The organism is Stenotrophomonas sp. 704A1 (assembly GCF_030549525.1).
Lineage (GTDB): Bacteria > Pseudomonadota > Gammaproteobacteria > Xanthomonadales > Xanthomonadaceae > Stenotrophomonas > Stenotrophomonas tuberculopleuritidis.
This window is the reverse complement of the sequence record NZ_CP130831.1, coordinates 1,784,550-1,798,590: the sequence shown is the minus strand read 5'-3', so window position 1 is coordinate 1,798,590 and position 14,041 is coordinate 1,784,550. Positions and strand designations below refer to the sequence as shown.

Annotated in this window: 14 protein-coding genes; 6 read left to right on the top strand and 8 right to left on the bottom strand. The window is 67.1% G+C overall.

Translation table 11 applies throughout. From position 1 onward, the window contains the following. Nucleotides 1-23: 23 nt before the first annotated feature. Both pyrG and Q5Z10_RS08470 read right to left on the bottom strand, forming a co-directional pair. Complete coding sequence (gene pyrG / locus Q5Z10_RS08475) at nt 24-1,688, bottom strand: CTP synthase (RefSeq protein ID WP_303638656.1); 1,665 nt, start codon at nt 1,686-1,688, stop codon at nt 24-26. Nucleotides 1,689-2,088: 400 nt separating this feature from the next. Next, on the bottom strand, nt 2,089-2,322 hold the full coding sequence (locus Q5Z10_RS08470) for a hypothetical protein (RefSeq protein WP_303638655.1): 234 nt from the start codon (nt 2,320-2,322) through the stop codon (nt 2,089-2,091). 160 nt (nt 2,323-2,482) lie between these two features. Between Q5Z10_RS08470 and parE the strand changes: the two genes are divergently transcribed. Further along, nucleotides 2,483-4,372 (top strand): DNA topoisomerase IV subunit B, encoded by a 1,890-nt coding sequence (gene parE / locus Q5Z10_RS08465; RefSeq protein WP_303638654.1) that lies wholly within the window; start codon nt 2,483-2,485, stop codon nt 4,370-4,372. Between the two features lie 122 nt (nt 4,373-4,494). Further along, a complete protein-coding gene (locus Q5Z10_RS08460; protein WP_442758947.1) occupies nt 4,495-5,082 on the top strand; it encodes a GNAT family N-acetyltransferase in 588 nt (195 codons plus the stop codon). Between the two features lie 147 nt (nt 5,083-5,229). On the opposite strand, the gene Q5Z10_RS08455 is transcribed toward Q5Z10_RS08460, so the two are convergent. Then, nucleotides 5,230-6,351, bottom strand: coding sequence for an inorganic phosphate transporter (locus Q5Z10_RS08455; RefSeq protein WP_064238092.1), 1,122 nt, complete (start codon nt 6,349-6,351; stop codon nt 5,230-5,232). Between the two features lie 13 nt (nt 6,352-6,364). Further along, nucleotides 6,365-6,991 carry a DUF47 domain-containing protein gene (locus Q5Z10_RS08450; protein ID WP_049439206.1) on the bottom strand — a complete coding sequence of 209 codons (627 nt, stop codon included), beginning with the start codon at nt 6,989-6,991 and terminating at the stop codon, nt 6,365-6,367. A gap of 292 nt (nt 6,992-7,283) precedes the next feature. Between Q5Z10_RS08450 and Q5Z10_RS08445 the strand changes: the two genes are divergently transcribed. Beyond that, nucleotides 7,284-8,588, top strand: coding sequence for a hemolysin family protein (locus Q5Z10_RS08445; protein ID WP_303638653.1), 1,305 nt, complete (start codon nt 7,284-7,286; stop codon nt 8,586-8,588). Then, on the top strand, nt 8,572-9,225 hold the full coding sequence (locus Q5Z10_RS08440) for an exopolysaccharide biosynthesis protein (RefSeq protein ID WP_303638652.1): 654 nt from the start codon (nt 8,572-8,574) through the stop codon (nt 9,223-9,225). Before Q5Z10_RS08445 ends, Q5Z10_RS08440 begins: the two co-directional genes overlap by 17 nt. Nucleotides 9,226-9,298: 73 nt before the next feature. On the opposite strand, the gene Q5Z10_RS08435 is transcribed toward Q5Z10_RS08440, so the two are convergent. From Q5Z10_RS08435 to Q5Z10_RS08420, 4 genes are all read right to left on the bottom strand, one after another. After that, entirely contained in the window at nt 9,299-9,796 is a 498-nt protein-coding gene (locus Q5Z10_RS08435) for a pyridoxamine 5'-phosphate oxidase family protein (RefSeq protein ID WP_303638651.1), read from the bottom strand. A 68-nt stretch (nt 9,797-9,864) separates the two neighbouring features. Beyond that, complete coding sequence (locus tag Q5Z10_RS08430; protein ID WP_303638650.1) at nt 9,865-10,860, bottom strand: LLM class flavin-dependent oxidoreductase; 996 nt, start codon at nt 10,858-10,860, stop codon at nt 9,865-9,867. A 104-nt stretch (nt 10,861-10,964) separates the two neighbouring features. Then, nucleotides 10,965-11,732, bottom strand: a complete 768-nt coding sequence (locus Q5Z10_RS08425; protein WP_303638649.1) for a sulfurtransferase — start codon at nt 11,730-11,732, stop codon at nt 10,965-10,967. Nucleotides 11,733-11,821: 89 nt separating this feature from the next. Then, entirely contained in the window at nt 11,822-12,187 is a 366-nt protein-coding gene (locus Q5Z10_RS08420; protein ID WP_303638648.1) for a DUF6164 family protein, read from the bottom strand. A gap of 69 nt (nt 12,188-12,256) precedes the next feature. On the opposite strand from Q5Z10_RS08420, the gene Q5Z10_RS08415 reads away from it, so the two are divergent. Together Q5Z10_RS08415 and Q5Z10_RS08410 are read left to right on the top strand one after the other, a co-directional pair. Next, nucleotides 12,257-12,691 (top strand): FKBP-type peptidyl-prolyl cis-trans isomerase, encoded by a 435-nt coding sequence (locus Q5Z10_RS08415; protein ID WP_303638647.1) that lies wholly within the window; start codon nt 12,257-12,259, stop codon nt 12,689-12,691. Further along, nucleotides 12,678-13,925: a TIGR03862 family flavoprotein gene (locus Q5Z10_RS08410; protein WP_303638646.1), complete on the top strand. Its 1,248-nt coding sequence runs from the start codon at nt 12,678-12,680 to the stop codon at nt 13,923-13,925. The genes Q5Z10_RS08415 and Q5Z10_RS08410 overlap by 14 nt, the downstream gene beginning before the upstream one ends. The last annotated feature ends 116 nt before the right edge of the window (nt 13,926-14,041 follow it).

Genomic DNA, 14,041 nt, shown 5'->3' with positions numbered 1-14,041 from the left:
GGGCCGGCGGCCCCCGTGACAAGTCAGGCGCGGGCTTCCTGCAACAGCTTGCCACCGGCCTTGCGCTCGCGCGCGGCGCGGATGAAGCCGATGAACAGCGGATGGCCATCGCGCGGCGTCGACAGGAACTCCGGGTGCGCCTGGCAGGCCAGGAACCACGGGTGCTGGTCGCGCGGCAGCTCGACCACCTCCACCAGCGTGTCATCCATGGACTTGCCGGCGATCACCAGGCCGGCATCTTCCAGCTGGGTGCGGTAGCGGTTGTTGAACTCATAGCGGTGGCGATGACGCTCGGCCACCACGTCCTTGCCGTACAGTTCGCGCGCCAGGGTACCCGGCTTCAGGCGCTGTTCCTGCAGGCCAAGGCGCATGGTGCCGCCCAGATCGCTCTTGTCATCACGCTTTTCCACGTCGCCGGTGGCGGTGCGCCACTCGGTGATCAGGCCGATCACCGGGTTCGGCGACTGGCGATCGTTCTCGGTGCTGTTGGCGTCTTCCAGGCCGACCACGTGACGCGCGTAGTCGACCACGGCGGCCTGCATGCCGTAGCAGATGCCGAAGTACGGCACCTTCTGCTCACGGGCGTACTGCGAGCTCAGCACCTTGCCTTCAAAGCCACGGTCACCGAAGCCGCCCGGCACCAGGATGCCATCGACATCGGACAGCGCCGACATGTCACTGCCTTCCAGATCCTGCGCTTCCAGCCACTTCAGCTTGACCTTGGTGCGCTGGCGCAGGCCGCCGTGCTTGAGCGCTTCGCCCACCGACTTGTACGCATCCTGGTGATCGACGTACTTGCCGACCACGGCGATGGTGACCTCGTCCAGCGGATGCAGGGTGGCATCCACCGCCGCTTCCCACTCGGACAGATCGGCCGGGCCGGCCTTGTCACCCAGCCTGAACTGGTTGATGACGATGTCGTCCAGGCCCTGCTCGTGCAGGCCGAACGGAATCCGGTACAGCACGTCCACGTCCGGCACGCTGATCACCGCGCGCTCGGACACGTTGGTGAACTGGGCGATCTTGCGGCGCTCCGAATCGGGCACCGGCTGTTCCGACCGGCACAGCAGCACGTCCGGCTGGATGCCGATCGAACGCAGTTCCTTGACCGAGTGCTGGGTCGGCTTGGTCTTCAGTTCACCGGCAGCGGCAATGTAGGGCACCAGGGTCAGGTGCATGAACAACGCCTTCTCCGGGCCGCGCTCGGTGCGCACCTGGCGGATCGCCTCCAGGAACGGCAGCGATTCGATGTCGCCGACGGTGCCGCCGATCTCCACCAATGCCACATCGAACCCCTCGGTGGCCTCGTCCATGCAGCGACGGATCTCGTCGGTGATGTGCGGAATGACCTGCACGGTCGCGCCCAGGTAATCGCCACGGCGCTCCTTGCGGATCACTTCCTCGTAGATGCGGCCGGTGGTGACCGAATTCTTGCGGCTCAGGCGGGTGCGCACGAAGCGCTCGTAGTGGCCCAGGTCGAGGTCGGTCTCGGCGCCGTCGTCGGTGACGTAGACCTCACCATGCTGGAACGGGCTCATCGTGCCCGGATCGACGTTGATGTACGGGTCGAGCTTCATCATCGTGACCTTCAGGCCACGGGCTTCGAGGATGGCGGCCAGTGACGCAGCGGCAATACCTTTGCCGAGCGAGGACACCACGCCGCCGGTTACGAAAATCAAGGGAGTCATGGCTGCAAGCATCCTGTCTGGAAATGGAAAACGGCAGCGCCACGCCTGCCCGGGGGGCGGGCGTGGAGCAGAATGGGGGTTTTCCGGTTCGCTGGGACAGCGAGGGAGCGGGCGGTCCGGCCGGCGGCTGGCGCCAGCGCGGAACCATCGTGCGAGGTCGGGGCGGCCGTGCCGGTCACTTCGACCGTCACCTGCGACCCGCCTTGCTGGAAGCCACGCTTGGCCGCTCCAGCCCATTCGCAAATGGTGGACACGCACTTACTCCCGGAAAGCCATAGTTTACAGATAGATGGCCGCCAACCCAAGGGGCAGAGGGCGTCATCGGCAAAAAGAAACGCCCCGCTGGGCGGGGCGTTCGAGGGCGGGGCCCGTGTGGCAAGCGCTCACCGGGGCGGAAGGATCACTTCTTCTTCCGCGCCTCTTCTTCCTCTTCCTGCTGCGGTACCGGCTGGCCCTTGGCCTTCATTTCCGCATTGGCCTGGGCGCGGCGCTTGGCCTTGGCGTCGGCCTCGGACTGCGCCTTGTCAGCCTGGTCGCCCTGCTGCGGGGCCGGCTGGCCTGCGTTCTGTGCCATCACCAGCGGCACCGCAACAGCGGCAGCAGCCAGGATCGCAATGGTCAGCAACTTCTTCATGGAGTCCTCCTCGCGGGATGGCTTGAACATGGGGGCGCCGGCGTTCAGATTCCAGCGACTGTCATTTTACCCCCTCCCCGCGGCGGAGGCTGAACCGCAGGCGTGCAAAATCCCGGTCCAGACCGCACACTTGCCCGTCGCTCCAAGCTTTCGAAGATAGATGAACGCCCGCTATAACGCCGCCGATATTGAAGTCCTGTCCGGCCTTGACCCGGTCAAGCGCCGCCCCGGCATGTATACCGACACCGCGCGCCCGAACCATCTGGCGCAGGAAGTGATCGACAACTCGGTGGACGAAGCCCTTGCCGGCCACGCCCGGTCGATCGAGATCACGCTGTACAAGGACGGCAGCGTCGAGGTCAGCGATGACGGCCGCGGCATGCCGGTGGACATCCATCCGGAAGAGAAGATCCCGGGTGTCGAGCTGATCCTGACCCGCCTGCATGCGGGCGGCAAGTTCAACAACAACAACTACACCTTCTCCGGCGGCCTGCACGGCGTCGGCGTCAGTGTGGTCAACGCGCTGTCGACCCTGGTGGAAGTGCACATCAAGCGCGATGGTGCGGAGCACCGCATCACCTTCCGCAATGGCGACCGCGCCACCCCGCTGGAAGTGGTCGGCAGCGTCGGCAAGAAGAACACCGGTACCCGCGTGCGCTTCTGGCCGGACCCGAAGTATTTCGATACGCCGAAGTTCGCCGTGCGTGCACTGAAGCACCTGCTGCGCGCCAAGGCGGTGCTGTGCCCGGGCCTGACGGTCAAGCTGACCGACGAAGCCACCGGCGAAGTGGATACCTGGTACTACGAAGACGGCCTGCGCGACTACCTGAAGCTGGAGCTGGGCGATCGCGAATCGCTGCCGGCCGACCTGTTCGTCGGCAGCCTGAAGAAGGACACCGAGATCGTTGACTGGGCGGTGGCCTGGCTGCCGGAAGGCGAGCTGGTGCAGGAAAGCTACGTCAACCTGATCCCGACCGCGCAGCACGGCACCCACGCCAACGGCCTGCGCACCGGCCTGACCGAAGCGCTGCGCGAGTTCTGCGACTTCCGCAACCTGCTGCCGCGTGGCGTCAAGCTGGCCCCGGAAGACGTGTGGGACCGCGTGTCGTTCGTGCTGTCGCTGAAGATGACCGACCCGCAGTTCAGCGGCCAGACCAAGGAGCGCCTGTCCTCGCGCCAGGCGGCCGGGTTCGTCGAAGGCGCCGCGCACGATGCCTTCAGCCTGCTGCTGAACCAGAACGTGGAGCTGGGCGAGAAGATCGCGCAGATCGCCATCGAGCGGGCCAGCGCGCGTCTGAAGACCGAGAAGCTGGTTGTCCGCAAGAAGGTGACCCAGGGCCCTGCCCTGCCGGGCAAGCTGGCCGACTGCATCAGCCAGGACCTGTCGCGCACCGAACTGTTCCTGGTCGAGGGTGACTCGGCAGGCGGCAGCGCCAAGCAGGCACGCGACAAGGATTTCCAGGCGATCATGCCGCTGCGCGGCAAGATCCTGAACACCTGGGAAGTCTCTTCCAACAGCGTGCTGGCTTCGGAAGAAGTGCACAACCTGGCCATCGCGATCGGCTGCGATCCGGGCAAGGATGACATCAGCGGCCTGCGCTACGGCAAGGTGGTGATCCTGGCCGACGCCGACTCCGACGGCCTGCACATCGCGACCCTGCTGACCGCGCTGTTCCTGAAGCACTTCCCGGCGCTGGTCGATGCTGGCCACGTGTTCGTGGCGATGCCGCCGCTGTTCCGGATCGACGTGGGCAAGCAGGTGTTCTACGCCCTGGACGAGGAAGAGAAGCGCACGATGCTGGACAAGATCGAGCGCGAGAAGATCAAGGGTGCCGTCAGCGTGACCCGCTTCAAGGGCCTGGGCGAAATGAATCCGCCGCAGCTGCGCGAATCCACCATCCACCCGGACACCCGGCGCCTGGTGCAGCTGACTGTGGACGACCGCGAGCAGACCAGTTCGCTGATGGACATGCTGCTGGCCAAGAAGCGTGCAAGCGACCGCAAGGGATGGCTGGAGAGCAAGGGCGACCTCGCTTCGCTGGAAGCCTGATCGCAGCCCGGGGTCGGATCCGTTTCCCCGGAGACGGCGCTGACCCCGGCCTGCCAGCCGCGGGGGCATTACGCCCCCATCGGCAAACCCGGCGGGTCCATAATGCGCGCTCACCTGCGTGGATGACCGAATTGCCCGCCAACCCGCCGTTGTTCCCCGGCCTGCCGCTGCGCAGTGCGCGCCTGGTACTGAGCCCGATCCGCCGCGATGACGCCGCGGCGCTGTTCTCCCTGCAGTCCGATCCCGCGGTGATGCGCTGGTGGAACCACCCGGCGTGGTCGCGCCCCGCCGAGGCGCGTGCGCAGATCGACGATGATCTGGCCGCCCTGGCCACCGGCACCCAGCTGAAGCTGGCCCTGCGCGAATCGCTGGAGGGGCCGTTGCTGGGCATCTGCGTGGTGTTCGCGCTGGACCGCGATGCCGCACGGGCGGAGATCGGCTATCTGCTCGCGCCGGGCATGCAGGGCCACGGCTACATGCATGAAGCGCTGCAGCAGGTGCTGGACTATCTGTTCGGCACGTTGCACCTGCACCGGGTGGAGGCGGAGATCGACCCGCGCAACCAGCCTTCCGCACGGGTGCTGGATCGCCTCGGCTTCCACCGCGAAGGCCTGCTGCGCCAGCGTTGGCGCATCCAGGGCGAGCTTTCGGATTCGGCGGTGTATGGCCTGCTGGCCCAGGACAGCCAGGCGCTGTTCCAGCGCAACTGAGGGGTGCGGACGGGCCTGCGGCCCGGCACCGGCTCGCTGCAACGGCGAAGGCAACGACAACAGCGGGCTTTCTGCGGGAAGGATCGGCCCATCAAAAAGCCCGCCGGGATACGGCGGGCTTTTCTGCGGGCAACCTGCGCGTGCAGGTCAGGTCCAGCCGAACAGTTCGAACAGCTTCAGGATCAGGTACGCGCAGCCACCGGCCGCGGGGATGGTCAGGATCCAGGCCCAGACGATGCGTTCGATCACGCCGAACTTCAGCGAACGCGGGTTCTTGGCGAAGCCCACGCCCATGATCGCGGTGGAGATGCTGTGCGTGGTCGAGACCGGCATGCCGAAGTGGGCAGCCAGGGTCAGGATGGTGGCCGAGCTGGTCTCCGCGGCGAAGCCATGGATCGGATGCAGCTTGACCATCTTGTGGCCCAGGGTCTTGATGATCTTCCAGCCACCCGAGGCGGTACCGGCGGCCATCACCACCGCGCAGGTCAGCACGATCCACATGGCGATGCCATCACCGGCGTGGGCATCCGGGTGCATGAACGCCAGCCACGACGGCAGGTCGTCCAGCGCACCGGTGGCTTCGGCACCGATCAGGGTCATCGCGATGATGCCCATGGTCTTCTGCGCATCGTTGTGGCCGTGGGCGAAGCCCATGTAAGCCGCCGAGGCGATCTGCGCCTTGCCGAAGAACGCATTGACGATGCGCGGACGGGCCAGCCGGCCAATGGCACCGCCGATCTTTGCCAGACCGGCGATGAGTGCCCACAACAGCACCATCACCACGATGCCCAGCAGGAAGCCGGCGATCGGCGAGGTGATCATCGGCACGAACACCTTCCACAGCAGGCCCTTGTTCTGTGCCCAGCTGCCCAGCCGCTCGGACCAGATCAGCGCGTCCCAGTTGTTGTGGGCCGCCGCCAGGCCGGCGCCACACAGGCCACCGATCAGTGCGTGCGAGGAGGAGGACGGCAGGCCCTTCCACCAGGTGATCAGGTTCCAGATGATGCCGCCCAGCAGCGCGCACAGGATCACCTGCGGGGTCACCTCGACCACGTTGGTGTTGAGCAGGCCCGAAGCGATGGTGAGCGCCACGGCGGTGCCGGTCAGCGCACCGATGAGGTTCATGAAGGCGGCCAGCATCACCGCCCAGCCGGGCGAGAGCACCTTGGTCGCCACCACGGTGGCAATGGAGTTGGCGGTGTCGTGGAAGCCGTTGATGAACTCGAAGACGAGTGCGGCCAGGATCACCACCAGGACAAGGGTCAACATGCGGCGGCGTCCGTCAGCTGTTCTTCAACACGATCTGGTACGCCACCACACCCGCCTCGCGGCAACGGTCGATGGCCTTTTCCAGGATCTCGAAGAATTCCTTGAGCAGGAACATCTGCAGGTTGTCCAGGCGACCGGAGTAGATGTCGCGGTACAGCTCCAGCATCAGGCGGTCGGCTTCGTTCTCCAGCGAGCGCAGCTTCTCGTTGAGCGCGGTCATCCGGTCCAGGTTCATGTGGCGCAGGTCGGCCACCATCTCCACCACCACCCCGGCCGCCTGCTCCAGCATCGCCGCGCGCGGCGCGAAGTCGATGTGCTCCAGGTGGGTCGTGGCCAGCGAATAGCGATCGGCGAACTTCTCGATCTGCTTGGGAATCTTGTACAGGGCCGAGCCCAGCGCTTCGATGTCTTCACGCTCGATCGGGGTCATGAAGCTGTCCACCAGCGCCTGGCTGATCTTGTCCGAGGCGGCGCGCTCGCGCAGGCGGGCCAGCTTGAAGGCGTCCAGCGCGGGCTGGCGGTCGGCCTCGCGCAGCATCGAATGCAGTGCCCTGGCGGCATCGGAGGCCGCGACGGCAGCCTCATCAAGCAGGGTGTAGAACTGTTTGCCGGAACCGAAAATGGTCTGCAGAGAGAACATTGAGAAACCTGTCAGCCGTCGCGGGAAGGACGGCACCAGCGGGAATTATGACGGCTAGATGACCATCACGGGTATCCCCGCACCCGTCCGCCCCCTGCAACGGCCCAACCTGAACGGGCAGTTGCCACCCTGCCACGGCCCTTTGCTAAGATGCCAACGCGCCTTCGGGCGCACCTTATGGACGACGACCCTTATCCCCCTGCGCCGCGCCGGACCCTGGTCCTGAGCGCCTGCCGCCATCGCAAGCACCCGCCCTCCCTGTCACCAACCGGGGACGATGCCCGTGTTTGAAATGATCCTGATCCTTTTCGCGCTGGTTCTGCTGAACGGCTTCTTCGCCATGTCCGAGATGTCGGTCATGACCTCGCGCAAGAGCCGCCTCAAGCAGCTGGCCGGCACCTCCAAGCGCGCCGCCAAGGCCCTGGAGCTGTCGGAGAAGCCCGAGGCGTTCCTGTCCACCGTGCAGATCGGCATCACCGTGATCGGTGTGCTGACCGGTTTCCTGGGCGGTGAAGCGCTCGGTGAGGCGATCGGCGGCTGGATCCAGGGCCTGATGCCCGGCTTTGCCTATGCCGGCGCCGTGGGCAAGGCGCTGGCGGTGACCCTGATCACCTTCATCACCCTGATCTTCGGCGAACTGGTGCCCAAGCGCCTGGCCCTGACCCGGTCGGAGGACATCGCCGGCCTGGTCGCGCTGCCGATGAGCTGGCTGGCCAAGATGGCCTTCCCCTTCGTCTGGCTGCTGTCGCGGACCACCCAGCTGGTGCTGCGCCTGTTCGGCCTGGGCAAGGACGAAGTGGCGTCGGTCACCGAAGAAGAGATCCGCATGCTGGTAGCCGAGAGTCACGAGGCCGGCGTGATCGATGCGCACGAACGCGACATGATGAACCGCGTGATGCGCCTGGGCGACCGCACCGCCGACAGCCTGATGACCCCGCGCAACCGGATCGCCTGGCTGGATACGCTCGCCGGCCTGGACAAGAACCTGGAGATCATGGCCGAGCATGAGTTCTCACGGTACCCGGTGTACCGCGACAACGACATGGACGTGGTCGGCGTGCTTGAACTGAAGTCGCTGGCCACACGCATGGCGCGTGGCGACAACGCGCTGTTCCAGACCCTGCGCGAGCCGCTGTACGTATCCGAATCCACCCATGCGATGAAGCTGCTGGAGATCTTCCGCGAAGAACAGCAGTCGATGGCGCTGGTGGTGGACGAGTACGGCGAGATCCAGGGGCTGGTGACCATCAGCGACCTGATGGGCGCGGTGGTCGGCCGCCTGCAGGCGACCGAGAACGCCGACGAGGACGCCCTGGTGGTGACCCGGGAGGACGGCTCGCTGCTGGTGGACGGCTCGCTGCCGATCGAGGACCTGCGCGAACTGATCGGCACCAATGACCTGCCCGATGCCGAGGAAGGCGACTACTACACGCTGGCCGGGATGTGCATCCACTTCTTCGGGCGCATCCCGCATGCCGGCGAGTACTTCGACTGGGCCGGCTGGCGCTTCGAGGTGGTCGATCTGGACGGCGCACGGGTGGACAAGCTGCTGCTGCGCACCCTGTCCGACGAGCACGCCGATGAGCTCACCGCCTGAGTCCGGCGCCGGCGGCGCCACTCCGGAGTACCGCAACGAGGGCATCCGCACCCTGTTGGCGATGTTCGCCTTCGGCGACCCGACCCAGCACATGAAACTGGGCCAGATCCTGCAGGACCTGCAGCAGAGCGCCTTTGGCGTGTTCCTGTTCGTGGCGATCCTGCCGGCCTTCATCCCGATTCCCGGACTGGGCGGGGCGGTCAGCGGACCGCTGGTGATCCTGATCGGTCTGCAGATGCTGTTCTGCCTGCGCCGGCCGTGGCTGCCGGGCTTCATCGCCCGCCGCGGGCCCAGGCGCGGCACCATGCACCGCTTTCTCGACCGCATCGATGGCGCGCTGCGCCGGCTCGACCGCATGCTGAAGCCGCGCCTGCCGCAGTTGCTGAACCCGGCGCCTGCGCACGCCTTCAGTGGCCTGCTGCTGGTGCTGCTCGGCCTGCTGCTGTCGCTGCCGATTCCGTTCACCAACTATCTGTTCGGCTTCCAGCTGCTGCTGTTCGCGCTGGCCCTGCTGGAGCGCGATGGTGCGCTCATGCTGTTCAACTGGATGGCGGCGCTGGCGGCCATCGCCTTCTTCGGCTTCAGTTCCGGGCAGCTGGTGAGCTATACGGTGGACCTGTTCCAGCGCTGGTTCTGAGCGCCCGCCGGGCCATGCCCGACGAATGACGCACCCCGGTAGCGCCGGGCCATGCCCGGCGCACGATCCCGGATCAGCGCAGATCGATGAAGCCGTTGTCGCCCAGCTGCGCCGGCTCGTCCTGCACTGCCGACAGCACGAAGCTCAACGCTGAACCCAGCAACGTGCCCGGCCCATCCCAGTACTCGGCGGTTTCCGCGCGTACATGGATCAGGCGCAGGTTCGGATCGTCCGGGCCGCCGGGGAAGAACAGCTTCATCGCCGGCGACCACAGTTCCTCGACCTTGGCGCGGTCATCGACGATGCGCGCCGTACCTGCCACCGAGACATAGGTGTTCTTCGACGGCGAGGCGTAGGCCACGTTGACGCGTGGATCCAGCGAAATTTCAGCCACCTTGGGGCTGTCGGCGGCGGTGGCGAACCACAGGTCGCCATCGAAGGCGACCTGCTGGGTACCCAGCGGCCGGCTGTACAGGCGGCCATCGACGCCGGTGGTGGTGAACATCGCCACCTCCACGTCCTTGATCAGTTCAGCCAGGCGGGCGATGTGTTCGGCGCGGGTGTCGGCCATGTGGGGGCTCCGGTGGTGTGAGCCCCCATCAGACGCGAGTTGGCTGCAATGCGCCGTGACGCACGTGTTCAGCCCGCGTGGCGGGCGTGCCAGGCCTGCATGGCCAGTTCGAACGAGCGCAGGCGTGCGCGGTGGTCGTACACGTTGGCGGTGAGCATCAGCTCATCGGGCCGGTGGCGCTCGACGAACGCGGCCATGCCATCGGCCACCTGCTGCGGGTCACCGAGCACGGTGCAGGCCAGCGCCCGCTCTACGCCCAGCTTCTCGTGCGGCTCCCAGAAGGCGTCGATGTCGTCGATCGGTGCGGGAATCCTGCCCGGGCGTCCGCGCCGCAGGTTGACGAAGCTCTGCTGCTGGCTGGTGAACAGCCGCCGCGACTCGGCTTCGCTGTCACTGGCCACCACGTTCAGCGCCAGCATCGCGTGCGGCTGCTTGAGCGTGGCCGAGGGCCGGAATTCACGGCGGTACACCGCCAGCGCTTCGTCCATCGCGTCTGGCGCGAAGTGCGAGGCAAAGGCGTAGGGCAGGCCCATCGAGGCCGCCATGCGCGCACCGAACAGGCTGGAACCAAGGATCCAGGTCGGCACCCGCAGGCCGCCACCCGGTACCGCCTGCACGGCCTGGCCCGGCTGCACCGGCTCGAAGTAGTGCAGCAGCTCACGTACGTCCTGCGGGAACTGGTCGGCGCTGTCGAAGTAGCGGCGCAGTGCGCGGGCGGTCGGCTGGTCGGTACCGGGGGCCCGCCCCAGGCCGAGATCGATGCGGTCCGGGTACAGCGACGCCAGCGTGCCGAACTGCTCGGCCACCTGCAGTGGCGCGTGGTTGGGCAGCATGATGCCGCCGGCGCCGACGCGGATGCGCCGGGTGCCACCGGCGACATGGCCGATCAGCACGGCGGTGGCCGCACTGGCGATGCCAGGCATGTTGTGGTGCTCGGCCAGCCAGTAGCGGCGGTAGCCCAGCGCGTCGGCATGCTGGGCCAGTTCAAGCATGTTGGCGAAGGCGGCCGTGGTATCGCTGCCTTCGCAGACCGGGGCCAGGTCGAGAATCGACAATGGGATCATCAGGCGGATTTCCGTCACAGGATCCCCTTTCGATGGGGTCGCCCGGCCGCTGCGGCCAGTGCCGGTGGCAGGATGCTGATTCCCGCGGAGCGGCCTCGGCCGGGTCAGAACGCGCTGGGGCGCGGCGCCGCCAGTGGCTGGTCCACCATCGGCTTCAGCTCGGCATCCAGCGCCACCCGCTCGTCGAACACGAAACAGCGCCCTTCGTAGCCCTCGCCACCGACCTCCTCGAAATACCCGAGGATGCCGCCGTCCAGCTGCAGCACGTTGTCCATGCCGTCGTTGAGCATCCACAGCGCGGCCTTCTCGCAGCGGATGCCGCCGGTGCAGAAGCTGACCACCGTGCTGTCCTTCAGCGCCGCACGATGGGGGGCCAGCGCCTCGGGCAGATCGGTGAACTTGTGGATCGGCAGCACCAGCGCGTCCTTGAAGGTGCCGTAGGCGACCTCCTGCAGATTGCGGGTATCGAGCATCACCACCGGCTTGCCGGCGTCGTCGTGCCCCTGGCGCAGCCAGCGCTGCACGGTGGCCGGGTCGACCGCAGGCGCACGCGGGTAGTCCAGCGGCTGGCCGTCATCACGGCGGAAGCTGATGATCTCGTCCTTGACCTTGGCCTTCAGCCGCGCGAAGGGCTGGTGCTCGCTCGGACTGGTCTTGACCCGCAGGTCGGCAAAACGCGCATCGGCGCGCAGCGCCGCATGGAAACCCTCGACAGCCTCCGGCTCACCGGCCAGGAACAGATTCAGCCCCTCGCCCGCCACCAGGATGGTGCCACGCAGGCCGGCCGCCTGCGCACGCGCCTGCAGCAGGTCGCACAGGCCCTGGGGGTCATCGATGACAGCGAAATGGTAGGCAGCAGTGTTGGCGATCATCAGGCCATTTTAACGCCAGACCGCCCGCGGATCAGAATTGCCCGTTCATCCACGCGCAGCGGGGATCTGCTGCAGCGACGCGCCGCGCCCTACCCCCGCAACAGCATGAACGGCAGCAGCACCAGCGCCGCAGCCACCGCCATGCCCACCAGCACCAGCAGCACGAACAGCGGCCGGCGCCGGAACAGGCTGCCGAAGGTTTCGGCGGTGCCGTCGCGCAGCGCCTGTTCGCGCTCGGCGCGCACCCGGACCCCGCGCGCGGCCTGGTAATCGGCCATCAACGCCTTGGCGCGCGGCTGGTCGGCGTCCTCGCGCAGCCACAGGCCGCCGTTGGAGATGCCCCAGGGGCTGGGTTCGGTGCGGTACCAGGCAATGCCATGCTGGTCGAGAAGCGCGCAGACATCGGCGTATTCGTCATCGCCGACATTGCGCAGGTTGAGCAGGAGTTTGGCCATGCCCCCATGATACGCGGCGCCGATGCGCTACCCTTGCCGCCCTCGACTCATGCCCTGTGGAGACGCCCGATGCGCCGCCTGCTGCTTCCCCTGCTGCTGTCCCTTGTCGCCGCTGGTTGCTCCTCCGAGCCCGCCGGCCCACCGCCGGGAGGCACCCTCACCGCCTTCGAGCGCATCGACACCCAGCTCGGCACCGGTGCCGAAGCACTGCCGGGCCAGAAGGTCAGCGTGCATTACACCGGCTGGATCTACGACCAGCGTGCCGACAACAAGCACGGCAAGACCTTCGACAGCTCGGTCGAACGCGGCGAGCCGTTCACCTTTGCACTCGGTGCCGGCCAGGTGATCCGGGGCTGGGACGAGGGCGTGGCCGGCATGAAGGTGGGAGGCAAGCGCACGCTGATGATTCCGCCGGAGTATGGGTACGGCGATCGCAGCGTCGGCCCGATCCCGGCCGGTTCCTCGCTGGTGTTCGATGTCGAGCTGCTCGATGTCCAACGCTGATCCATTCCCGCCGCGCCGCGTCGCTGTCATTGGCGGCGGCCCGGCCGGGTTGTTCGCCGCCGAGCGCCTGCGTGCAGCGGGCCTTGAGGTGGACCTGTACGAGGCCAAGGGCTCGCCCGGCCGCAAGTTCCTGATTGCCGGCAAGGGCGGGCTCAACCTCACCCATTCCGAGCCGCGCCCGCAGTTCGACAGCCGCTACCGCGAACAGGCCGCCGCGGTCGCCACCTGGCTGGACCGCTTCGATGCGCAGGCACTGCGCGACTGGGCTGCAGGATTCGGCGTCGATACCTATGTCGGCACCTCCGGCCGTGTCTTTCCTGTGGACCGCAAGGCGGCGCCACTGCTGCGCGGCTGGGTGCGCCGGCTGAAGGAGCAGGGCGTGCGCCTGCACGTCAATCATCGCTGGCTGGGCTGGAGCGACGACGGCGCCCTGCGTTTCTCCAGCGATCACGGCGACGTGGACGTGCATGCCGACGCGACGGTACTGGCGACGGGCGGTGGAAGCTGGCCACAGCTGGGCAGCGACGGTGCCTGGGTGGCAACGTTGCAGGCGCGTGGCGTAGCGATCGCGCCGCTGCAGGCCGCCAACTGTGGCTTCGACGTGGCCTGGACGCCGTTCTTCGCCCAGCGCCACGCTGGCGCACCGCTGAAGCCTGTGGTGGCGCACTGGTGCGACCCGGCCGGTGAGCGGCATGCCCTGCAGGGCGAGTGCGTGGTCAGCGCGTATGGCATCGAAGGCAGCCTGATCTATGCGCTGTCCGCCGATCTGCGTGAGACCATCAACCGCGATGGCGAGGCCCGGCTGTGGCTGGATCTGGTTCCCGGGCGTGACGAAACCCGCTTGCTTGCCGACCTCTCGCAGCCGCGCAAGGGCCGCAGCTTCGGCGAGCACCTGCGCCGCCAGGCCGGGCTGGACGCGGTGAAGACCGCGCTGGTGTTCGAGACGCTGGGCAAGGACGCCGGCCAGGAGCTGCAGGCGGTGGTCACCACGCTCAAGCGGCTGCCGTTGCGCCTGCTGCGGCCACGACCGCTGGCCGAAGTGATCAGTACCGCCGGTGGCGTCCGCCTGGATGCGCTGGATGAGGCGCTGATGCTGCGCGGCCTGCCCGGCGTGTTCTGCGCCGGTGAAATGCTGGACTGGGAAGCGCCGACCGGTGGCTACCTGCTGACCGCCTGCTACGCCAGCGGCCTGCAGGCGGCCGAAGGCGTGATCGCATGGTTGGCGGCGCGGTGACGCCTGCTTTGTAGTGTCGAGCCATGCTCGACTGCTTTATCGCCTGAATCAAAAGCAGTCGAGCATGGCTCGACTCTACAAGAGCAGTCGAGCATGGCTCGACTCTACAAGAGCCG

Excerpts from the sequence above, each read along its gene's own strand:
- Q5Z10_RS08435 (WP_303638651.1), bottom strand. The coding sequence starts at position 9,796 with ATGGCCGACACCCGCGCCGAACACATCGCCCGCCTGGCTGAACTGATC.
- Q5Z10_RS08460 (WP_442758947.1), top strand. The coding sequence starts at position 4,495 with ATGACCGAATTGCCCGCCAACCCGCCGTTGTTCCCCGGCCTGCCGCTG.
- Q5Z10_RS08455 (WP_064238092.1), bottom strand. The coding sequence starts at position 6,351 with ATGTTGACCCTTGTCCTGGTGGTGATCCTGGCCGCACTCGTCTTCGAG.
- pyrG (WP_303638656.1), bottom strand. The coding sequence starts at position 1,688 with ATGACTCCCTTGATTTTCGTAACCGGCGGCGTGGTGTCCTCGCTCGGC.
- Q5Z10_RS08450 (WP_049439206.1), bottom strand. The coding sequence starts at position 6,991 with ATGTTCTCTCTGCAGACCATTTTCGGTTCCGGCAAACAGTTCTACACC.
- Q5Z10_RS08425 (WP_303638649.1), bottom strand. The coding sequence starts at position 11,732 with ATGATCGCCAACACTGCTGCCTACCATTTCGCTGTCATCGATGACCCC.
- parE (WP_303638654.1), top strand. The coding sequence starts at position 2,483 with ATGAACGCCCGCTATAACGCCGCCGATATTGAAGTCCTGTCCGGCCTT.
- Q5Z10_RS08445 (WP_303638653.1), top strand. The coding sequence starts at position 7,284 with ATGATCCTGATCCTTTTCGCGCTGGTTCTGCTGAACGGCTTCTTCGCC.
- Q5Z10_RS08420 (WP_303638648.1), bottom strand. The coding sequence starts at position 12,187 with ATGGCCAAACTCCTGCTCAACCTGCGCAATGTCGGCGATGACGAATAC.
- Q5Z10_RS08440 (WP_303638652.1), top strand. The coding sequence starts at position 8,572 with ATGAGCTCACCGCCTGAGTCCGGCGCCGGCGGCGCCACTCCGGAGTAC.
- Q5Z10_RS08430 (WP_303638650.1), bottom strand. The coding sequence starts at position 10,860 with ATGATCCCATTGTCGATTCTCGACCTGGCCCCGGTCTGCGAAGGCAGC.
- Q5Z10_RS08415 (WP_303638647.1), top strand. The coding sequence starts at position 12,257 with ATGCGCCGCCTGCTGCTTCCCCTGCTGCTGTCCCTTGTCGCCGCTGGT.
- Q5Z10_RS08470 (WP_303638655.1), bottom strand. The coding sequence starts at position 2,322 with ATGAAGAAGTTGCTGACCATTGCGATCCTGGCTGCTGCCGCTGTTGCG.
- Q5Z10_RS08410 (WP_303638646.1), top strand. The coding sequence starts at position 12,678 with ATGTCCAACGCTGATCCATTCCCGCCGCGCCGCGTCGCTGTCATTGGC.